Source organism: Catellatospora sp. TT07R-123 (assembly GCF_018327705.1).
In the GTDB taxonomy this organism is placed as follows: Bacteria; Actinomycetota; Actinomycetes; order Mycobacteriales; family Micromonosporaceae; genus Catellatospora.
The window spans coordinates 2,661,723-2,682,675 of sequence record NZ_BNEM01000001.1 but is presented as its reverse complement, the minus strand read 5'-3'; the positions used below and the strand labels follow the sequence as shown (position 1 = coordinate 2,682,675).

16 protein-coding genes are annotated in these 20,953 nt (G+C 73.3%); 10 read left to right on the top strand and 6 right to left on the bottom strand.

Features of this window, described 5'->3' with window-relative positions; all coding sequences use genetic code 11:
* The first annotated feature begins 32 nt into the window (after nucleotides 1-32).
* From Cs7R123_RS11340 to Cs7R123_RS11330, 3 genes are all read left to right on the top strand, one after another.
* Entirely contained in the window at nucleotides 33-1,178 is a 1,146-nt protein-coding gene (locus Cs7R123_RS11340; protein ID WP_212825850.1) for an alkaline phosphatase family protein, read from the top strand.
* A gap of 45 nt (nucleotides 1,179-1,223) precedes the next feature.
* Entirely contained in the window at nucleotides 1,224-2,534 is a 1,311-nt protein-coding gene (gene dinB, locus Cs7R123_RS11335; protein WP_374706932.1) for a DNA polymerase IV, read from the top strand.
* Between the two features lie 129 nt (nucleotides 2,535-2,663).
* Nucleotides 2,664-3,047 carry a DUF3040 domain-containing protein gene (locus tag Cs7R123_RS11330; protein ID WP_212825848.1) on the top strand — a complete coding sequence of 128 codons (384 nt, stop codon included), beginning with the start codon at nucleotides 2,664-2,666 and terminating at the stop codon, nucleotides 3,045-3,047.
* Nucleotides 3,048-3,241: 194 nt separating this feature from the next.
* On the opposite strand, the gene Cs7R123_RS11325 is transcribed toward Cs7R123_RS11330, so the two are convergent.
* Genes Cs7R123_RS11325 through Cs7R123_RS11315 form a run of 3 tightly spaced genes read right to left on the bottom strand, consistent with a single transcriptional unit; the run spans nucleotide 3,242 to nucleotide 8,004 of the window.
* Nucleotides 3,242-5,695, bottom strand: coding sequence for a DUF3488 and transglutaminase-like domain-containing protein (locus Cs7R123_RS11325; protein ID WP_212825846.1), 2,454 nt, complete (start codon nucleotides 5,693-5,695; stop codon nucleotides 3,242-3,244).
* On the bottom strand, nucleotides 5,692-6,993 hold the full coding sequence (locus Cs7R123_RS11320) for a DUF58 domain-containing protein (protein ID WP_212825844.1): 1,302 nt from the start codon (nucleotides 6,991-6,993) through the stop codon (nucleotides 5,692-5,694). Before Cs7R123_RS11320 ends, Cs7R123_RS11325 begins: the two co-directional genes overlap by 4 nt.
* Nucleotides 6,994-6,996: 3 nt before the next feature.
* A complete protein-coding gene (locus Cs7R123_RS11315) occupies nucleotides 6,997-8,004 on the bottom strand; it encodes a MoxR family ATPase (protein ID WP_212829090.1) in 1,008 nt (335 codons plus the stop codon).
* Nucleotides 8,005-8,532: 528 nt separating this feature from the next.
* On the opposite strand from Cs7R123_RS11315, the gene leuS reads away from it, so the two are divergent.
* Nucleotides 8,533-11,346 carry a leucine--tRNA ligase gene (gene leuS, locus Cs7R123_RS11310; RefSeq protein WP_212825842.1) on the top strand — a complete coding sequence of 938 codons (2,814 nt, stop codon included), beginning with the start codon at nucleotides 8,533-8,535 and terminating at the stop codon, nucleotides 11,344-11,346.
* A gap of 187 nt (nucleotides 11,347-11,533) precedes the next feature.
* Complete coding sequence (locus Cs7R123_RS11305; protein ID WP_244871756.1) at nucleotides 11,534-12,466, top strand: type IV toxin-antitoxin system AbiEi family antitoxin domain-containing protein; 933 nt, start codon at nucleotides 11,534-11,536, stop codon at nucleotides 12,464-12,466.
* Between the two features lie 78 nt (nucleotides 12,467-12,544).
* On the opposite strand, the gene Cs7R123_RS11300 is transcribed toward Cs7R123_RS11305, so the two are convergent.
* The 3 genes from Cs7R123_RS11300 to Cs7R123_RS11290 are packed head-to-tail and all read right to left on the bottom strand — an operon-like array spanning nucleotide 12,545 to nucleotide 15,274.
* A complete protein-coding gene (locus Cs7R123_RS11300; protein ID WP_212825840.1) occupies nucleotides 12,545-13,336 on the bottom strand; it encodes a TVP38/TMEM64 family protein in 792 nt (263 codons plus the stop codon).
* Nucleotides 13,333-14,040, bottom strand: coding sequence for a type 1 glutamine amidotransferase (locus tag Cs7R123_RS11295; protein ID WP_374706931.1), 708 nt, complete (start codon nucleotides 14,038-14,040; stop codon nucleotides 13,333-13,335). The genes Cs7R123_RS11300 and Cs7R123_RS11295 overlap by 4 nt, the downstream gene beginning before the upstream one ends.
* A complete protein-coding gene (locus Cs7R123_RS11290; RefSeq protein ID WP_212829087.1) occupies nucleotides 14,033-15,274 on the bottom strand; it encodes a Mur ligase family protein in 1,242 nt (413 codons plus the stop codon). The genes Cs7R123_RS11295 and Cs7R123_RS11290 overlap by 8 nt, the downstream gene beginning before the upstream one ends.
* 301 nt (nucleotides 15,275-15,575) lie before the next feature.
* Here Cs7R123_RS11290 and Cs7R123_RS11285 point away from each other — a divergent pair, with 301 nt between their 5' ends.
* From Cs7R123_RS11285 to Cs7R123_RS11265, 5 genes are all read left to right on the top strand, one after another.
* Entirely contained in the window at nucleotides 15,576-15,785 is a 210-nt protein-coding gene (locus tag Cs7R123_RS11285; RefSeq protein ID WP_212825838.1) for a hypothetical protein, read from the top strand.
* Nucleotides 15,786-16,176: 391 nt separating this feature from the next.
* Nucleotides 16,177-16,608 (top strand): division/cell wall cluster transcriptional repressor MraZ, encoded by a 432-nt coding sequence (gene mraZ / locus Cs7R123_RS11280; protein ID WP_212825836.1) that lies wholly within the window; start codon nucleotides 16,177-16,179, stop codon nucleotides 16,606-16,608.
* A 192-nt stretch (nucleotides 16,609-16,800) separates the two neighbouring features.
* Nucleotides 16,801-17,787 carry a 16S rRNA (cytosine(1402)-N(4))-methyltransferase RsmH gene (gene rsmH, locus Cs7R123_RS11275; RefSeq protein ID WP_212825834.1) on the top strand — a complete coding sequence of 329 codons (987 nt, stop codon included), beginning with the start codon at nucleotides 16,801-16,803 and terminating at the stop codon, nucleotides 17,785-17,787.
* Nucleotides 17,788-17,816: 29 nt separating this feature from the next.
* Entirely contained in the window at nucleotides 17,817-18,368 is a 552-nt protein-coding gene (locus Cs7R123_RS11270; RefSeq protein ID WP_212825832.1) for a hypothetical protein, read from the top strand.
* Between the two features lie 206 nt (nucleotides 18,369-18,574).
* On the top strand, nucleotides 18,575-20,854 hold the full coding sequence (locus Cs7R123_RS11265) for a penicillin-binding protein 2 (protein ID WP_212825830.1): 2,280 nt from the start codon (nucleotides 18,575-18,577) through the stop codon (nucleotides 20,852-20,854).
* The last annotated feature ends 99 nt before the right edge of the window (nucleotides 20,855-20,953 follow it).

The window sequence follows — 20,953 nt, the reverse complement described above, 5'->3', positions numbered from 1 at the left end:
CCGGCCGCGCGCCGGGGAGGGGAGTGGCCGACATGTTCCTCGCACCGCGCTATGACGAGGGCACCATCGCCGACGTGCTGCCCGGGGCGCTGACCGCGCTCGGCGTGCCCGGCCTGCCCGACCGGCTGGGCCTGACCGCCCGGCTGCCGGAGGTGCGGCGGGTGGCGGTGCTGCTGGTCGACGGCATGGGCTGGGGGCAGCTGCCCGCGCTGGCGCGCTTCGGCCCGGCCATGGCCGACACGCTGGCCGGCCGGCTCGGCACGGCCGGGTTCACCACCTGCGGCTTCCCCTCCACCACCCCGACCAGCCTGGTCAGCCTCAACACCGGTGCGGTGCCGGGCGCGCACGGCGTGCTCGGCTTCTACAGCCTGGTGCCGGGCACCGAGATCGTGATCAGCCATACCCAGTGGCGCGACGACCCCGACCCGGCCCGGTGGCAGCCGGTGCCCCCGCTCTACGCCGCGGCGGGCGCCGCCGGGGTGAGCACGGTCGTCGTGAGCCGGCCCGAGTTCGTCGGCAGCGGCCTGACCACCGTCACCAGCGCGGGCGCCCGCTACTGCCCCGCGGTCGGGGTCGACGAGGTGGCGGCCGGGATGCTGGCCGCGCTCAAGGACGAGCCGGGTCCCAGCCTGGTCTACGGCTACCACCCCGACCTGGACAAGGCCGGGCATAACCACGGGCTCACCTCGCCGCAGTGGGCGCAGGCCGCCGCCGAGGTCGACCGGCTGCTGGCGATCCTGGTCGACGGGCTGCCCGCCGACGCGGCGCTGGTGGTCACCGCCGACCACGGCCAGCGCGACATCCCCATGCACCGCCGCATCGACCTGCACGGCGACCCCGCGCTGCACGACGGCGTGCGGCACGTCGCGGGCGAGCCGCGGGCACGCTACCTGCACACCGTCGCCGGTGCCGCCGACGACCTGGTCGCGGTGTGGCGGGCCCGGTTCGGGCACGCGGTGTGGGCGGGCACCCGGGACGAGGCCGTCGCCACCGGCTGGTACGGCCCGGTCGGCGCCGACCACGCCGCCCGCATCGGCGACGTGGTCCTGGTCTGCCGCGACGACTGGGCGCTGCTGGCCTCGCGCACCGACGGTCCCGGCATCGCGCCGATGGTCGCCATGCACGGCTCGCTGACCCCGGTCGAGATGCAGATCCCGCTGCTGGTCTACCGCGCCTGACGCGCCGTTCGAACGGCTGTCCGACCCGCGCGGTACGGTGCACCCGTGGGGCGCGCGTCGGGTGGCGGTGCGCCGGTGGCCGGGTTCGGTCCGACCGGCGACGATTCGCGCTGCCCGATCCTGCACATCGACATGGACGCCTTCTTCGCCTCGGTGGAGGTGCGCCGCCGGCCCGAACTGCGCGGCCTGCCCGTCGTGGTGGGCGGCACCGGCGGTCGCGGAGTGGTGTCGTCGGCCAGCTACGAGGCCCGCGCCTACGGGGTGCGCAGCGCCATGCCGACCGCGGTGGCCCGGTCCCGCTGCCCGCAGGCGATCTTCATCCAGCCCGACATGTCCGCGTACGCCGAGGCCTCCCGCGCCGTCATGGCGATCTTCCGCGACATCACGCCCCTGGTCGAGCAGCTCTCGGTGGACGAGGCGTTCCTCGACGTCACGGGTTCGCGCCGGCTGTTCGGCCCGCCCACGCAGATCGCCGACCTGATCCGCCGCCGCGTCGCCGCCGAGCAGCGGCTGACCTGCTCTATCGGGGTGGCGTCCAACAAGTTCCTGGCCAAGCTCGGCTCCACCCGGGCCAAACCGGACGGGCAGCTGGTCATCCCGGCCGACCGGGTGCTGGCGTTCCTGCACCCGCTGCCGGTGTCGGTGCTGTGGGGCGTCGGCGAGCGTACCGAGGAGACGCTGCGCAAGCTCGGCCTGCACACGGTCGGCGACGTGGCCCAGGCGTCCGACGGGCTGCTGCGCGGGGCGCTGGGCCCGGCCCTGTCGGCGCACCTGCGGGAGCTGGCCGCCGGGCGCGACTCCCGCCGGGTCACCACCGAGCATCAGGAGAAGTCGATCGGGGCCGAGGTGACCTTCGACACCGACGTCGACGACCCGCAGGCGCTGCGCCGCACCCTGCTGGCGCTGGCGCAGAAGGTGGCGGTGCGGGCCCGCGCCTCGGGGCAGGCCGGGCGCACCGTGTCGATCAAGGTGCGGTTCGCCGACTTCCGCACGGTGTCGCGCTCGCGGACGCTGGGCGGCCCCACCGACGTGGCCCACGACGTCTTCACCACCGCCTGGGAGCTGTTCGAGCCGGTCCGGTCCCAGCAGCGGATCCGGCTCGTCGGCGTACGGCTGGAGGGCCTGCTGGCGGCCGACGGGGCGGTGCGGCAGCTCGCCCTGGACGAGCCGGAGCAGGGGTGGCGCGACGCCGAGGTCGCCGCCGACGCGGTCATCGCCCGGTTCGGTCGCGGGGCCGTCCGTCCGGCCAGTCTTCTCGGGCCGACCCGGCGCGAGGCGCCGCCGCGCGAGCCGGGGTCGCAAAATCCCGCTCCGGGCATGGTCGTCCCGCTTTCCGACCCGCCACTGCCCTCGTAGACTGACGGGTAGCAGTCGTCCGGCTGCGACACGTATTCACGGTTTGGCGATCATCACCTTGGGGAATGGGGCGACTCGTCGCACCCTGGGGGAGGAATCGCCGAACCCGGCGGACCGGGGAGGAGTGCCGTGCCGCTATCCGAGCACGAGCAGAGGCTGTTCGAGCAGATCGAGCGGTCGCTGTCCGAAGACCCTAAGTTCGCTTCGGCCGTGCGCCACAGCGACCCGAAGTTCCAAGCCCGTCGACGGATCATCATCTCGATCGTGCTCATCCTCGCCGGCCTGGGCCTGGTGGTCTACGGCGTGGCCGACAGCTCCAAGCTGTGGCTGGGCGTGGTCGGGTTCGTGCTGATGCTGGGCGCGGCGGCCTACTGGATGATCGCGCACCGGCGCAGCCAGAGCACCGAGCTGCGTTCCGTGGGCGGCACCGCCACCCGCCGCACCCGCCGCGGCATGGGCCTCATCGACCGGCTGGAGAGCCGCTGGCGCGAGCGCCGCGAGTTCGACCGCTGACACCCTCCCCATCTACGACTACGGCGAAGGGCCGCCCCGGACGGGGCGGCCCTTCGCCGTAGTCGTGCGCCGCGCCGCGTCGCGAGGGGTGCAGTTTCGGGGAAAGTGCTGGAAAGCGGGCCGGAATTCGGCCAGTTTCCCCGAAACTGCAGTGATCTCTGCGAGCGGACGGCGCCCCGCCGGTGGCAGTGCTGTCAGCGCAGGAGCTTGGGGCGGCGGATGCGCAGGGGGCGGGTGAGGCGGACCAGGCGCTCGCCCAGGGCCGATGAGCGGGCCGACATCGCCGCGGTGGCGTTGTAGACCGCGTTGCGCCAGCGCAGCAGGACCGATGGCGGCATGAGCACCGCCGCGAGCCGTACGCCGCGGTCGGCGTCGGCTGCCAGCGCCGCCCGGACCGCGCGCACGGCGCCGCCGAGGCGGTCGGCCGACAGCGGCACCGGCGCGTAGCGGGCCCGCTCCTCGGCGACGCCCAGCAGCCGGGCGTGCTCGGCCGCCCCGGTCAGCCGCGTCCTGATCAGCCGGTCCACCGTGGCCCGCGGCGTCTCCGCCGGGTCCACCGTCACCCGGAAGTCGATCATCGTATCGATGAGCTCGTCCCAGGCCAGGTGGGCGCGGCGGCGGGCCGCGTCCAGGTCGCCGCTCACGGTCAGCTCCGGCGGCGCGGCGTCGGTGGCGCCCTCCGGCAGTGGCGCGGTCCGGCCGGCCGGCGTACGCAGGCCGCGGCGGCGCCGCAGCATCGTCCGGCGCAGCGCCGGTGCGGCCAGCACCAGCAGCAGCACCAGGCCGCCGCCCAGCGACCACCACACCCACGCCGGGATCGAGGTCGGCGTGATCGGGCCGCTGCCGAGGTCCTCACCCGGGTCGAGCGGCCGGCGGGTCGGCCCGCCGCTCGCGTTCGGGCCGCCGCTGCCGCCGGGCGCGATCGAGGGGCGGTTGCCCGGGGTCAGGTCCGGGGCGTCCACGTTCGGCGCCCAGGCCGGGTTGACCGAGCCCATGACGAACGCGGCCGGGGTGGCGTCGAACGGCACCCAGCCGAACCCGGCGAAGTACACCTCGGTCCAGGCGTGCAGGTTCTTGTTGGTCAGCGTGTAGACGCCCTCGCGGAAGTTGTTGCCCAGCGCGAACCCGAACGCCACCCGCGCGGGCATGCCCGCGGTGCGCGCCATCCACGCCAGCGCCGCCGCGTACTGCTCGCAGAAGCCCTGCTTGGCCTCCAGGAAGTCGACGATCGCGTCACCGCTGGTGCCGCTGGGGGCCAGCTGGTCGTAGCGGAACTCGTTCTTGGAGGAGAAGTAGTCGTACAGGCCACGGACCTTGTCGTACGGCGTGGTCTTGTCCTTGGTAAGCCGCTCGACCAGGTCCGCCACGAACTGCACCTGCGGCACCCGGCTGAACTGCCGCTGCACCGGGTCCGACGCCGCCAGCGGCTGGGCCGTGCGCAGCTGGTCGGGCGTGAACTCCGGCCGCAGGTAGTCGAACTCGTAGGACCGGCCCGCCGAGTTCTCCCGCTGGGAGTACACGATCTGCATGTTGGGGTCGTACGACCAGGCCGAGCCGAGCTTGCGCACCGACACCGGCGCCCCGAACACGGGGACCAGCGGCATCGCGAACTGCTGGGTGACCTCCACCCGGGCCGTGTTGCGCAGGGTCACCACGTTGCTGGTGTCCAGGCCCACCGGCGTCGGCATGTTGTCGTTGACCGGCTGCCCGGCCGGCTGGCGGCTGGAGAAGCCCTTGTCGCCGATCTCGTCGGCGACGCCGAAGCGCAGGTAGAACGGCCGGGTGTCAGTGGTGCTGACCTTGACCATGTCCTGTACGGCCGAGGACCGCAGCCGCCCGCTGAGCTCGGCGAACAGATCGACCCGGGTGGCACCCCGGCCGCCCTTGCCCGCCTGGCCCAGGCCCTCGCCGGTGCCGAACTGGCTGAAGAAGCCGACGCCCATCGCGGGCACCGCCAGCGGCAGCAGCACCGCGGCGATCACGCCGACCGTGGCCAGCCGCCGCCCGGTCGACGACAGCGGGGACGGCTCCCACACGTCCACGCCCCGGCCCTCACCGGTGAAGCGGCGGCCGAACCGGCGCACCCGGTCGACGTTGTCGCTGACCAGCAGCCACAGGAAGCCGACCGCGCCGATCGCGAACGGCACCGGCGACACCGAGTCGACGTAGACCGCCACCGGCACCGAGTAGATGGCCAGCATCGGCAGGCCCGCCAGCGCCGGGCGGCGGATGCTCACCGCGCACAGGTCGACCAGGATCGCCACCGCGCCGATGCCCATCGCGCTGATGAACAGCAGCCCGCGCAGGTCGGGCACGGGCACGTAGCTGCTGCGGATCTCCTCGCCGGACAGTGCCAGCAGCTCGCCGAAGTGCCGGAACGTGCCCGGGGTGGGGATCAGTCCCAGGGCCGCGGTGCCGTCGCCGAACAGCCAGGTCAGGCCGAGCAACAGCGCGGCGATCATGGCGATGAGCTGCGCCCAGGTGCGCCCGCGCAGCGAGCGCGCGGCCAGCGCCGCCCCGGCCACCAGCGCCACCATCAGCAGCGCGTGGAACAGCCAGGTGTACCCGTCGAAGATCAGCGAGATCGGGGCCGAGGCGAGCAGCGTCGTGCCCGCCGCGACCAGGCCCAGGTGCCGTCGTGAGTTCATCGGCCGCCTCCCATACCGACGGTCTCGGCCATCGCGGCGCGCACCGCGAAGCCCTGCTGGCCCTTGGCGGCCTGCGGCCACAGCGAGGGCAGCTGGTCGCCGTGCTTGACCCGCAGCACGCGCCAGCCGCTCTGCAGCAGCGCCAGCGCCGCCGTGGCGTGCTCGCGCTCGGCGGCCTCGCGGGTGGCCGCGGGCAGGTTCAGCCAGGTGTTGGTGTCCATGAACAGCGCCACGCAGGTGGTGCCGCTGGTGCGCAGCGCGGCCAGCAGCCGGGCCTCACCCGGCGTGAGCAGGCCGAGCACCGCGATGATCAGGCCGCCGTCGGCGCGGCGGCGCACCTGGTCGACCAGGCTCGACACGTCGCCGCGCTGGGAGGTCTTCACCTCGGCCAGGTGGTCCAGCAGCAGGCCGTCGCCGGTCGCCTCGGTGGCGTCGAGGTCGGCGCCGCTGTCGGTGACCATGCGCAGCCGGTACCCGGCCTGGCGCAGGTGGACCGCGATGCTCGCCGACGCCGACACCGCCCACTCGAAGCTGGCCGTGGGGCCCTCGCCCCGGTGGGCGGCGGACCGGGTGTCCAGCAGCACCGTGGCCCGGCTCTCCCAGGGCTGCTCCTCGCGGCGCACCATCAGCTCGCCGACGCGGGCGGTCGAGCGCCAGTGCACCCGGCGCAGGTCGTCGCCCCGGCGGTACTCGCGGGTGGCCGCGTCGTCCTCGCCGTGCACCGCCACCGAGCGGGCCCGGCTGTCGCCGGTGCCGGAGTACTCGCCGGCCAGCCGGACCAGCTGTAGCGCCGACACCTGCGGGATCACGGTGAGCTTGTCGGTGCTGGGGAACGAGCGGGTCAGCTCGCACAGGCCGAACGGGTCGGTCATCCGCAGCGTCAGCGGGCCGACGTCGTAGCGGCCGCGCAGTTCGGCGCGCACGGTGTACGCCACCGAGCTGGCCTGCTGCGCGCCCAGCCGCTCCAGCACCAGCCGGGGGCGGCTGCCCAGCGCGTAGGGCAGCCGGTCCTCCAGCAGCAGGGTGCCGGTGGGCAGCCGCGACACGTTCTGCAGCCGCAGCAGCACGCGGGCGCTGGCGCCCGCCTGCACGCGGTACGGGTCGAGGCTGCGCGTGCACGCGAGCCGGTATCTCGCCCGGCCCACGTGCAGCGCCGCGAGCAGCGGCAGCGCCACGAGGAGCACCGCCACCCGCATCAGGTCCTTCTCGCCGAGCACCACCGCGCACAGCAGCGCGGCCGTCCCGGCGGCCAGGAAGGACCGGCCCCGGGTGGTCAGCCCTCGCAGCGCCTCGCGCATGGGTCAGCCCCGCCGGTCGTAGAAGGAGTTCGGCGGGGTGGCCGGACGGGTGTCGTAGGGGGAGCGCCGGTCGTGCGGCACGGGCAGCCGGTGCACCAGCTCCGACAGGATCGCATCGGTGGTGCGCCGGGCCAGCTGCGCGTCGGCGGTGGGGATGACCCGGTGCGCCAGCACCGGCACGGCCAGCGTCTGGAGGTCGTCGGGGACGACGTAGTCGCGGCCGTCCAGCGCCGCGACCGCCTTCGCGGTGCGCAGCAGTTGCAGCGTCGAGCGCGGGGACGCGCCCAGGCGCAGTTCGGGGGCCTCGCGGGTGGCGGTGACCAGCTCGACCGCATACCGCTTGACCTGCTCGGCCACGTGCACGCTGCGTACGGTGGCGATCAGGCGGCGCACCGCGCTCGCGTCGGCGACCGCGGTGAGGTCGTCCAGGGGGTCGTGCGCCTGGTAGCCGTCGAGCATGGCGTACTCGGCGGCGGCGTCCGGGTAGCCCATCGCGATGCGGGCGGTGAACCGGTCGCGCTGGGCCTCGGGCAGCGGGTACGTGCCCTCCATCTCGATCGGGTTCTGCGTGGCGATCACCATGAACGGCATGTCCATGAAGTACGTCTCGCCGTCGACCGTGACCTGGTGCTCTTCCATGCACTCCAGCAGCGCCGACTGGGTCTTCGGCGAGGCCCGGTTGATCTCGTCGCCGACCACCAGGTTGGCGAAGACGGCGCCCGGCTTGAACTCGAACTCCCGCGTCTCCTGGTTGTAGACGCTGACGCCGGTCACGTCGCTGGGCAGCAGGTCGGGGGTGAACTGGATGCGCCGCACCGAGCAGTCGATGGACCGGGCCAGCGCCTTGGCCAGCTTGGTCTTGCCGACGCCGGGTACGTCCTCGATGAGCAGGTGCCCCTCGGCCAGCAGCACCGCCAGCGCCAGCCGCACGGTGGCTGTCTTGCCCTCGATGACCTGCTCGATGTTGGCCACGATCGCGTTGGTCGTGGCCCGGAACTCCTCGACCGTCATGGGGTCGGTGAGTTCGCTCCCGCCTCGTTGCGTGGTCACATGTCCTCCTGAAGTTCGCGACCGTGGGGCGCGTGGTGCTCGCTGATCATGGTCACCGGCCTCCCACCATTCTGATCACCTAGCCGAGACCAGAACGCTCATGGTCGCGGCGTTGGTTGCCTTGGGGAACATCGTCCGCTCGCGGCGCCGCATCTGCGACGCGCGAGCGGACGAGTACGTTCCGTCGTGACCGCAGTGTTACGCGCGGTGGGTGTGCGCGCAATGGGCGGTATGCGAGATGCCGTCCCGCGCGCGTACGGGGTATCATGCGGTCATGGCCCGGAAGCTGGCGCTCCTTAGCAGGCCGTGCTGACGCGACAGAGCGCGTGTGAGCACGGCGACCCCTCCTGCGCGAGGGGCTTTTTTATGTCCGCGAAGCGGACATAAAACGGAGGCACAGCATGTCCGCTCTCCCCAGCCGGACGGCCGCGCGGTGGCGGCACACCCCGATGACCTGAGATCGCGTAATGAATTCGTTGAGGATTTGACATGAGTGAGCAAGCCGAGACCTCGGCCGACATTCCCGCGTTCCGCTACACCGCCGCCCTGGCGGGCAACATCGAGCGGCACTGGCAGGACTACTGGGACGAGCACGGCACCTTCCACGCGCCCAACCCGACCGGCCCGCTGGCCGACCCGGCGCACCCCCGCTTCGGCGCCGCCAAGCAGTTCGTGCTGGACATGTTCCCGTACCCGTCGGGCGCGGGCCTGCACGTGGGGCACCCGCTGGGCTTCATCGGCACCGACGTGTTCGCCCGCTTCCAGCGCATGGCGGGCTTCAACGTGCTGCACACCATGGGCTTCGACTCCTTCGGCCTGCCGGCCGAGCAGTACGCGGTGCAGACCGGCACCCACCCGCGGGTGACCACCGAGCGCAACATCGCGCGCTACCGCGAGCAGCTGCGCATGCTGGGCCTGGGCCACGACCCGCGCCGCTCGGTCGCCACCACCGACGTGGACTTCTACCGCTGGACCCAGTGGATCTTCCTGCAGGTCTTCAACTCCTGGTACGACGCCGAGGCCGGCCGCGCCCGCCCGATCGCCGAGCTGGAGGCGAAGTTCGCCGCCGAGGACCCGACGTGGGCCGCGAAGTCCGCCGCCGAGCGCCGCGCGGTCATCAACGACCACCGCCTGGCGTACGTCAGCGAGGCGCCGGTCAACTGGTGCCCCGGCCTGGGCACCGTGCTGGCCAATGAAGAGGTCACCGCCGACGGCCGCAGCGAGCGCGGCAACTTCCCGGTCTTCAAGCGCAGCCTGAAGCAGTGGATGATGCGCATCACCGCGTACGGCGACCGCCTGATCGACGACCTGGACACGCTGGACTGGCCCGAGGCCATCAAGGCGATGCAGCGCAACTGGATCGGCCGCTCCACCGGCGCCCACATCTCGTTCCAGGTCGACGGCTCCGACCAGCAGGTCCGGGTCTTCACCACCCGGCCCGACACGGTCTACGGCGCCACGTACATGGTGGTCGCGCCCGAGCACGAGCTGGTCGACGCGATCGCCCCGGCGGCGTGGCCGGACGGCACGCACGCGGTGTGGACCGGCGGGCACGACACCCCGGCCCAGGCCGTCGCCGCCTACCGGGCGTTCGCGGCGAGCAAGACCGACGTGGAGCGCCAGGCCGACGCCAAGACCAAGACCGGCGTCTTCACCGGCGCGTTCGCGGTCAACCCGGTCAACGGGGCGAAGGTCCCGGTGTTCATCGCCGACTACGTGCTGGCCGGCTACGGCACCGGCGCGATCATGGCGGTGCCCGGCCAGGACGAGCGCGACTGGGAGTTCGCCGAGGTCTTCGAGCTGCCGATCATCCGGACCGTGCAGCCGACCGAGGGCTTCGACGGCAAGGCGTTCACCGGCGACGGCCCGGCGATCAACTCCGGCATGCTGGACGGCCTGGGCGTCGCCGAGGCCAAGGCGAAGATCATCGAGTGGCTGGAGTCCGAGGGCCGCGGCCAGGGCGCCATCACGTACCGGCTGCGCGACTGGCTGTTCAGCCGCCAGCGCTACTGGGGCGAGCCCTTCCCGATCGTGTACGCGCAGGACGGCCAGCCGATCGCGCTGCCCGAGTCGATGCTGCCCGTCGAGCTGCCCGAGGTCGACGACTTCTCGCCGAAGACCTTCGCGGCCGACGACGCGAACTCCTCGCCGGAGACGCCGCTGTCGCGCAAGGGCGACTGGGTCGAGGTGACGCTGGACCTGGGCGACGGGCCGAAGCAGTACACCCGGGAGACCAACACCATGCCGCAGTGGGCCGGCTCGTGCTGGTACCAGCTGCGCTACCTGGACCCGACCAACGAGAAGGCGTTCGTCGACCCGCAGAACGAGGCCTACTGGGTCGGGCCGCGCAACCCGGGCGACTCCGGCGGCGTGGACCTGTACGTCGGCGGCGTCGAGCACGCCGTGCTGCACCTGCTGTACGCCCGGTTCTGGCACAAGGTGCTGTTCGACCTGGGCCACGTCAGCAGCTTCGAGCCGTACCACCGCCTGTTCAACCAGGGCTACATCCAGGCGTACGCCTACACCGACGAGCGCAAGACGTACGTGCCCGCCGAGGAGGTCACCGAGGAGCAGCCCGGCGTCTGGACCTGGAACGGCGAGAAGGTCGACCGCGAGTACGGCAAGATGGGCAAGTCGCTGAAGAACGTCGTCACGCCCGACGAGATGTGCGAGCGGTACGGCGCCGATACCTTCCGCGTCTACGAGATGTCGATGGGCCCGCTGGAGGTGTCCCGCCCCTGGGACACCCGCGCGGTCATCGGTGCCCAGCGGTTCCTGCAGCGCGTCTGGCGTTCGATCGTCGACGAGCAGACCGGCGACGTCGTGGTGGTCGACACCCCGGCGGGCGACGAGCTGCGCCGCCTGCTGCACCGCACCATCGCCGGGGTCCGCGAGGACATGGCGGCGCTGCGCTTCAACACCGCGATCGCGAAGCTGATCGAGCTGACCAACGCGGTGACCAAGGCCGGCGCCACCCCGCGCGAGATCGCCGAGCCGCTGGTGCTGATGGTCGCCCCGGTCGCCCCGCACATCGCCGAGGAGCTGTGGCGCAAGCTGGGCCACGACGGCTCGCTGACCTTCGCCGACTTCCCGGTCGCCGACCCGGCACTGCTGGCCGCCGCGCAGGTGACCTACCCGGTGCAGGTCAACGGCAAGGTGCGCGGGCGCGTCGAGGTCGCCGCGGACGCGAGCGAGGACGAGGTCCGCGCCGCGGCCCTGTCGGCCGTCAGCGACGCGCTGGGCGGCAAGGACCCGAAGAAGGTCATCGTCGTAGCCGGCCGCCTGGTCAGCATCGTCGCCTGACCGGTCACGGCTTGATCCGAAATCGTGGACGCTGAGTGTCGCTATAGCAGCACCTGGCGTCCACGATTTCGGATCTTCCCCCGCCACCACCCCACGGCCTCGACTTCGGCGGCCGCCCGCGTCGGCCGGAGGCCGCGGGTCGGCGATCATCGATCGCTGTCGTACCGCGTCCCTAGGCTCGACGACCGTGCGACCACCACCGCGCGACGACGCCGCCGACCTCGACTTCCTCCTCTTCCGCCAGCGCGATGTGCTCACCCGCGACCAGGCGCTGGCGCACTTCACCAGCGCCGCCATCCGCCACCGTGTCGCCTCCGGCCGCTGGGTACGCGCGGCGCGCGGCGTCTACCTGCTCCAGCCGACGCCCGCCGACGACGAGCAGCGCCGCTGGATCGCGGTCCTGGCCGGGCCGCCCGGCACCGTGACCGCGGGCCGGACCGCGCTCGCCCAGCACGGCCTGCGCGGCTTCCACGTGCCCGGCATCCACCTGCTGCTGCCCGCGGGCGCTCGCGACCGCGACACCCCGATGGACGTGATCGTGCACCGCACCCGCCGCCTCGATCCGGCCGACGTGCACGAGCTGGGCAGCCCGCCGTGCACCATGCCCGCGCGCTCGCTGGTCGACGCCGCCCGCTGGGCCCGCTCCGACGCCGAGGCGCAGACGCTGATCGCGGCCACGCTCCAGCAGCGCCTGACGCACCCGGCCGAGGTCCGCGCCGTGCTGGCCCGGATGCCGAACATCGTGCGCCGGGACGTGATCGTCCAGGCCGTCAACGACAGCGCGGGCGGCGCGGGGTCGCTGCCGGAGGCGGAGTTCGTCGCGCTGTGCCGCCGGGGCGGCCTGCCGACGCCGAAGCTCCAGGTCAGCCGCCGCGACAGCGGCGGCAGGCAGCGCTACCTGGACGCCCTGTTCGACGGCTACGGCGTCCAGGTCGAGGTCGACGGCGCTCAGCACATGGACGTGCGCGCGTGGTGGGCGGACATGCGGCGGCAGAACGCGCTGTGGGTGCAGGGCGAGCGGGTGCTGCGCTTCCCGGCCTGGGCCGTGCGGAACAAGCCGGACGAAGTGCTCGAAACGCTGCGTGCTGCGTTGCGCGCCGCGGGGTGGTCGCGGGGGTGATCCGGAATCGTGGACGCCAGGTGCTGCTATGGCAACACCCAGCGTCCACGATTTCGGATCAAGAACTGGAAAGCGCGATCAGGCCGGGGCGAGGCGGCGGTTGCGCAGGGACTGGCGGCGCCAGTGCGCAGCGGCGGCGGCGCTGATGAGCAGGCCGCTGGCGGCGGGCACGAAGGTCAGCCAGCTCAGCGTGTGCGGGGCGACCGCGGCCGCGCCGATGGTGGCGTAGCTGAACGAGGACGGGATCCCGCCGATGAGCGTGCCCAGCAGGTAGTGCCGGAACCGCGTGGTCGACGTGCCGTACGCGTAGCCGACCAGGCCGAACGGCGCGATCGGCTGCAACCGCACCACGACCACCGCCAGCAGCCCGTGCGCGGTGAGCCAGCGGTCCAGCCGCTGCAACCGGTCCCCGGCGCGAGCGGCGACCAGGTCGCGCCCGGCCCAGCGCCCGGCGGCGTAGGTGAACACGGCGGCGATCAGCGCCGCCGCCATCGACCAGGTCGCGCCCATGACCGCACCGAACAGCGCCCCGCAGCCCAGCGAGATCGCGGTACGGGGGACCAGGGCGCTGAGCAGCCCCGCGCACACCAGCACGGCCACGACCGGTGCGGACGGACCGAGCTGGTCCACCCACGCGGGCAGCCGTTCCAGCGGCAGCAGCCACGCACCGACCGCCGCGGCGACGACCAGCAGCGCCAGTCCGACCGCCCGCCGCCAGTGCGTGACCAGCGGCCTGCCGGCCTGCGGCGGCTCCGGCAGGGCGGCGGCGGGGACGGTCGCCGAGTCGGCAGCCGAAGGCGCTCCCGCCGGGTCCGGCCTGCCGCTGGTCGCGGCGTCGCCGGGCCCGGGGTCGCGGATCGTGCCCGTCACGCGTTTCCCGTGGCGGCCATGCGCTCGGCGCGCAGCCGGCTCGGCCAGGTGTCGTCCATCGCGGGCAGGGCCTCCATGCCGGTGGCCCAGCGCAGCAGCAGGTCGGCCAGGCCGGGGTTGCGCGACAGGGCCGGGCCGTGGGCGTACGTCCCCAGGACCGTGCCCGACCAGGCGCCCTCGCTGACACCGTCGTTGCCGACGCCCGTCTTCACCCGGACCAGCGGCCGGACGCCGCGACCGAGGTGGGTGCGGCCGCCGTGGTTCTCGAACCCGGTCAGCATGGGCACGCCCAGCGTCGGGTCGACCTCGCCGGCCAGCTCGCCGACGGCCCGGGTGGGGCCGCGGTCGGAGTACAGGTCGAGCAGGCTCAGCCCGGCGCACTCGGCGCCCTTGGCGTAGAAGCTGCGCCCGAGCAGCTGGTATCCGGCGCACACGGCGAACACCACGGCGCGCCGCTCGACGGCGTCGTGCAGCCCCCCGTCGGCGTTGAGGCGCTGCGCGGCCAGGGCCTGCGGGCCGTCCTCGCCGCCGCCGAGCAGGTAGATGTCGCCGGTGGGCAGTTTCTGGTCGGAGCGGACCTCGACGGTCTGCACGGGGATGCCGCGCGCCCTGGCCCGGTGCTCCAGGATGAGCATGTTGCCCCGGTCGCCGTACGTGGAGAGCAGGTCGGGGTAGACCCAGACGATCTGCAGTGCGCTAGACAACTCGATCCAACTCCGCTCGGATGTCCTGGAACGCGGTGTAGTTCGCGATCACTTCCAGCCGGCCGGGCGGCACCGCCGCGACCGCCTCGGCGAAGGTCTTGACGTGCGTGAACGGCACCTGGTTGACCTCCAGCCGCACGGCGAGGTCGTAGGCCCGGTCGCCGGTGATCAGCACCTGGCGGCCGCGCAGCGGCGCGAAGTCGACGTCGAACAGCCAGCTGGTGTCGAAGCCGTCGGGGTCGCGGGCGTTGATGGACAGCAGCGTCGGCTGCTGCTCGGCCATGTCGAACGCCTCCAGCCAGCTGGCCGGGTTCTTGGCCAGCAGCAGGCGGATGTTGCGGCCGTCGCGGTCGACCTGGGCGTAGCGGCCCGCGACGCTGGCGACCTCGGCGAGCCGGGGCGCGGCGGCGGCCGGGTCGACCCCGAACCGGTGCGCCACGGCCAGCGCGGTGGCCGCGTTGCCGACGTTGACCTTGCCGGGGAGCTGGAGCTTGAGCTCGTGCGACACGCCCGCGGGGTCGATCACGGCGTTCTCGCCGACGGTCCACTGCGGGGTCGGCCGGACCAGGTCGCCGGTGGCGCAGCGCCAGCCGTCCGCGGTCTCGTCGCGGTCGATGTGGGCGCCGCAGGCGGGGCAGACGTGGGCGTCCTCACGCCAGCGCTGGCCGGCGGAGAACCAGGTGACCCCGCCGGTGCCGGAGGCGGCGTGCGCGGCGGCGGCGTACACGACCATGGGGTCGTCGGCGTTGGCCACGACGTGCACGTCGGGGTGCTCGGTCAGCGCGTCGCGCCACAGCTGGGCCATCATCGCGACTTCCTTGGCCCGGTCGAGCTGGTCGCGCGACAGGTTCAGCAGCGCCACGACCAGGGGAGTCGTGGCCCGCAGCACCTGGGCCAGGTAGTGCTCGTCGACCTCCAGCACCGCGTACGGCGTGGCGCCGGCGCGGGCCAGGGCGGAGGTGTGGCCGGTCGGCATGTTGGCGCCGAACGAGTTGGTGGCGACCTCGCCCAGCACGCCGACGGCCGCGGCCGTGAACCGGGTGGTGGTGGTCTTGCCGTTGGTGCCGGAGACCAGGGCTATCCGGCGGCCTGCGGCCAGGTGGGCCAGCAGGTCGGGGTCGATCATCATGCCCAGGCGCCCGCCGATGACCGATCCGTCGCCACGCCCGGTGGCGCGGGACAGGGCCGCGGCGGTGCGCGAGACCGACGCCGCAAGGGTCGCGCGCAGCGGCAGTTTCTTCTCCGTCACGCCGGAGAGGCTACCTGACTCGGGCCGCGGGCCGGACCTGTGGCGCAGAACACCGCCCGACCACGGGTTTTCCCTGCGTATTGCCTATTTACCCGTTGATGGGATAAAACGAGTAGGCAGCCGCGTGTGGCGGGAGCCGCGACCCGGTTCCCGAGCTGCTGCGCCAGGCGGATCCACCGAGCCCTGCCCGGTCCGCTTGCGCCACCCCCTCACAGTGGATCCCGGGCAGGGGCGAGTCGCCGCGCGTACCCGGCGCGGCCGCCGCTGGACCCGGGAAGGACCCGCCATGCAGGAACCCTCCGACCGCCGTTCCCGTTTCGACCCCGCCCGCCTCGTGCTCTCCCTGGGCGCGGGACTGGCCGCCGTGAGCCTGCTCGGCGCCCCCGCGGCGGCCGCCGCGCCGCGCCCGCCCGCCGCCGCGCAGGCGTCGGTCGACGACGAGCACCCGCAGCCGCCGGACGCCGACGAGGCGCTGCCGGACGACGACCGGGCCTGAGTCCGAAAACCTTTCGAAGACGCCCGCCCGCCGGGCGCCGAAGCACCGTCGAAGCACCGCCGAAGGGCACTGTCTCGCACACGCACCGCGACGCTCGCGGTGCGCCACGTGACGAGCAGTGCCCTTCGGCGTACCCGCATCCGGGTGTCAAAAGAATGACCTTGGTTACCTGCCGCGCCGCCGCTCCACTCCGCGCCACCGTCGATGAGCTGCGGCGATATGGAGGGCTAAGGCACCCGGAAGGCTGATTTCGCATTGACGGTGGAGGGAAGTGGAGTAAAGTGGGGCGCAATGGCGGGCCGTGGGTCCGCCGGCCCCGCAGGCACCGCGTGCCGGCTCGTCCGCGAAACGAGCCGAAGCGCGGCGTCGGTCTACGAGGGGGTGGGGGCCGATGTTCCTGGGCACCCATACTCCCCGGCTGGACGAGAAGGGCCGGCTGATCCTGCCCGCCCGGTTCCGGGACGAGCTGGCGGGAGGTGTCGTGATAACCAAAGGGCAGGAGCGCTGCCTCTACGTCTTCACGGTGCCCGAGTTCCAGCGCATCGCGGGACAGCTCGCCGAGGCGCCCATGACGAACAAGGCGGCCCGCGCCTACAGCCGGGTCTTCTTCGCGGGCGCCCACGACGAGGTCCCCGACCGGCAGGGCCGGGTCAACATCCCGTCCCACCTGCGCGAATACGCGGGGCTCGACCGTGACCTGGTGGTCATCGGGGCGAGCACCCGGGTCGAGATCTGGGACAAGCCGTCGTGGGAGTCCTACCTCGCGGCGAACGAGGACGAGTTCGCCGACATCGAGGAGGGGGTGCTGCCCGGCGGTCTATGAGGATGGGCGGGTCTGGCGCGCGAAAGCCGGACCCGGGCCGCCGTACCGCGAGATCTCCACCCGCTCCGGCACCTGGCATCACTTCCCCGATGCCAGGCGCATTCGCTCCCACCTCGACCCCGAGGCGGGAGGGGGGAAGCGGATGGGGATCTGGCGGTACGACGGCAGGCACAGCGGACAGGGGGCTTCGACATGGCAGAACCGCGTGGCGTACACGTGCCGGTTCTGCTGGATCGATGCCTGCAACTGCTAGCCCCCGCTCTCGACCGGCCCGGTCGCGGCCCCGAGGGGCGCACGGTCTACGTCGACGGCACGCTCGGCCTGGCCGGGCACGCCGAGGCGGTGCTGACCGCGCACCCGAACACGCTGCTGGTCGGCCTCGACCGCGACACCGAGGCGCTGGCGCACGCACGGCACCGGCTGGCCCCCTTCGCCGACCGGACCCATCTGGTGCACGCCGTCTACGACGAGCTGCCCGACGTGCTGGGCAAGCTCGGGCTCGACGGCGCCGACGGGATCCTGTTCGACCTCGGCGTGTCCTCGCTGCAACTGGACGAGGCCGACCGCGGGTTCGCGTACGCCCAGGACGCGCCGCTGGACATGCGGATGGACCAGACCACCGGCACGACCGCCCAGGAGATCGTCAACAGTTACTCCCACGGCGAGCTCACCCGCGTGCTGCGGGTGTACGGCGAGGAGAAGTTCGCGTCCAAGATCGCCGCGGCGATCGTGCGCGAGCGTGCCAAGGCGCCGATCACGTCATCGGCGCTGCTGGCCGAGCTGGTGCGGGACTCGATCCCGGCCCCGGCCCGGCGTACCGGGGGACATCCCGCGAAGCGGACGTTCCAGGCGCTGCGTATCGAGGTCAACGGCGAGCTGTCCACCTGGGAGCGGGCGGTGCCGCGGGCGATCGACGCGCTGACGCCGGGCGGTCGGGTGGTCGTGCTGTCGTACCACTCGCTCGAAGACAAGATCACCAAGCAGGCCTTCGTGGCCCGCGCCCGCAGCACCGCCCCGATCGGCCTGCCGATCGAACTGCCGGGCACGGGACCGACGCTGAAGCTGCTCACCCGGGGTGGGGCGGAGCTGGCCGGCGACGAGGAGGTGGCGCGCAATCCGCGAGCCGGATCGGTGCGGTTGCGCGCGGCGGAGACGATCGACACGGACCACAGTCCATGAACCGACAGCTGCGAGCAAAGGGGGCAAAGATGAACGTGACACCGCTGCGGGCATCGCGCCGCAGCACCGAGCCGCCGCAGGCGGCGCCGCGCCCGGGGGGTCGGAGCGCGGCGCACGATACAGCGGCTCTGCCGACGCGCGGCGAGAACGCGCGGGGGCGTTACCGCACCAGCGGCAACGCCGCGCTGGCGGCGCAGCCGCTGGCCGAGGAACCGGTGCGCCGGCCCCGGCTGCGACTGGCGCCCCCGGTGCCCGTCGCGGCGCCGCGTACGCCGTTCGTGCTGCTCATCGTGGTGGTCGTAGTGGCCGGGGTGCTCGGCATCCTGGTGCTCAACACCAAGATCGCCGAGAGCGGCCTCCAGCTGACCGAGCTCAAGCACAAGCAGGCCCAGTTGGACCTGCGCGAGCAGCAGGTGAGCCAGGAGATCGCGGAGGCGGAGTCGCCGGGCCGCCTGGAGGCGGCCGCCAAGCGGCTGGGCCTGGTGCCCGCGGGTGCGCCCGCGTTCATCCGGCTGCCCGACGGCAAGATCATCGGGGTGCCCCAGCCGGCCACCGGCAAGCCGAGCATCACCAGCCAGTAAGACGTGAACGCGCCCGCGGCGCGGCCCCGCCGGGGTCGCGCCGCGGCGCGCCATAGCGGCCCGCCCGGTGCCGTCGCGGCACCGCCGCCGACGGCACCGGGCGCCGCCGTGTTCGGAGTTGCCGGGCACTCGGGCGTATCCGGGGCCGTCCGGTGGCCGATTGCCCGGCAACTTGACGGATCTTGGCCCGGCGGAGGGGGCAGCGCATGGCGCGACGCGAGGACGAGGAACCACCCCGGCGCGACCCCGGCCGCCGGTCGGGCATCTCCGATGCGCGCGCCTTCACCCCCCGCGGGCGTACGGTCCGCGACGGCGCCCCGCGGGCGGGTCAGACCGAGGACCCCACCGCCGACCCGCGCGTGCAGCATGTGCCGCCGACGGGCCGCGCCCGCGCCGACAGCGCCCCGCGGAGCGGCCGCGTGGGCAGGCCGCGCGAGGCGGCGCCGGAGCCCGACGAGGACGAGGACGAACTCGACGCGCTGGCCGAGCGGGAGCTGCGGCGGCGCCGGGCCGCGCTGCGCATGGTGCGCGGCGGCCGGGCCGACGAGCCGCCGACCCGGGCCACGGCCGGGCTGAAGCGTTCGGCCGGGCGCGGCGAGCCCGCGGGACGGGAGCCGCGGCGCACGCCCGCCGGGACGCGCGAGGCGGCGCGGCGCGAAGCCGCGGTCGTACCCCCGTGGCAGCGGCGCGGCCCGCGGCGGCGCGGCGGCCCGGACCGCCCCTCCGCCGCCACGCCCACCCCGCCCCGGCTCGGGTCGCCGCAGCGGCGCCTGCGGCTGGCCACGGTGCTGTCCCTGCTGCTGTTCGCGGCGATCGGGATCCGGCTGGTGCAGTTCCAGCTCGCCGACGCGCCCGCGTTCGCCGCGGTCGGCCTCAAGGAGCGCCTGGACGAGGTCGGCCTGGCCGCGCCGCGCGGCGCGATCTACGACCGCAACGGGGCCGTGCTGGCCCGCAGCGTCGAGGCCCGGTTCGTGGCCGTCGACCCCGAACTCGTCGCCGACCCGGTCACCACGGCGCAGCGGCTCGCGCCGCTGCTGGGCAAGGCCCCCTCGGAGCTGGAACCGCTGCTGCGCAAGGGCACCCAGGAGGTCACCGGCGGCCCGGTGCGGTTCCGCTGGCTGATCCGGGGTCTGAGCGTGGATGCGGCCGACATGGTGCGCGCGATGAACCTGCCCGGCATCCGGGTCGAGCGCGACGAGCGGCGCGACCTGCCCGGCGCGGACCTGGCCGCCAACCTCATCGGCTTCACCGGCACCGACATGACCGGCCTGGCCGGGCTGGAGGCCCGCTACGACGACGTGCTGCGCGGGCACAACGGCGAGCTGGTGTACGAGGTCGGCAACGCCGAGCTGCGCAAGCCCATCCCCGGCGGCTACCGCCACGAGACGCCCGCCCAGCCGGGCAGCTCACTGGTGCTCACCATCGACCGCGACGTGCAGTTCCAGGCCCAGCGCATCCTGTTCCAGAACATGGAGAAGGAGCACGCCACCTGGGGTGCCGCCATGGTGCTGGACGTCCGGACCGGCGAGGTGATCGCGCAGGCGTCGTACCCGACGTTCAACGCGGCCGACTGGGGCAACGCCAAGCCCAGCGAGCTGGTCGACGCGGCCACCTCGATCGTGGTCGACCCCGGTTCGGTGCACAAGGCGGTCACCCTGTCGGCGGCGCTGGAGGAGGGCGTGGTCAAGCCCGACTCGACGATCAAGGTCGGTCCGGTGATCTACAAGGGCGGGGCCGCGTACCGGGACACGCACCCGTTCGCCGAGGGCACCCGGATCACGCTGCCGGGCCTGATGGCGTTCTCGTCGAACGTGGCGACCATCAAGATCGCCGACAAGCTGGGCCCCGAGAAGCTGTACGAGTACCAGCGCGCGTTCGGCCTCGGCCAGCCCACCGGGATCGGGGTGCCGGGCGAGTCGTCCGGCCTGGTGCAGCCGCCGGAGAACTGGAGCGGCTCGTCGTACGGCTCGATCCCGATCGGCCACGGCGTGGCCGTGACCCCGCTGCAGATGGCCGAGGTGTACGCCACGATCGCCAACGACGGCGTCTGGATGCAGCCGCACCTGATCAAGCAGACCGTCGACCCCAAGGGCGGGGTCACCCCCGGCCCGGCGCCGCAGTCGCACCGCGTCATCAGCCCGAAGACGGCCGCCGAGCTGCGCCAGATCATGGAGGCGGTCACCACCGTCGACCAGGCCACGGGCCGCTCGGCTGCGCTGCCCGGCTACCGGATCGCGGGCAAGACGGGCACCGGTTCGCAGGTGGTCAACGGCAAGTACGTCAAGGGCGAGGTCGGCTCGTTCATAGGCATGGCCCCGGCCGAGGCGCCCCGGTACGTGATCGCGGTGTTCGTCAAGGCGCCCGGTCTCGGCGCGGGCGGCAAGGTGGCCGGCCCCTCGTTCCGCGACCTGATGGCGTTCACGCTGCGTCACTTCAAGGTGCTGCCGAGTACTCAGGAATCGCCCACATTCGTGACGCATTACTGATCAATGTCACTAGAAGTCAGACACAGCGGGCACAGGTGTGCGGCCGCCCGCCGCGCAACGGGTAAGGTCTGACGCCGTGCCAGGCAAACTCAGCTCCAC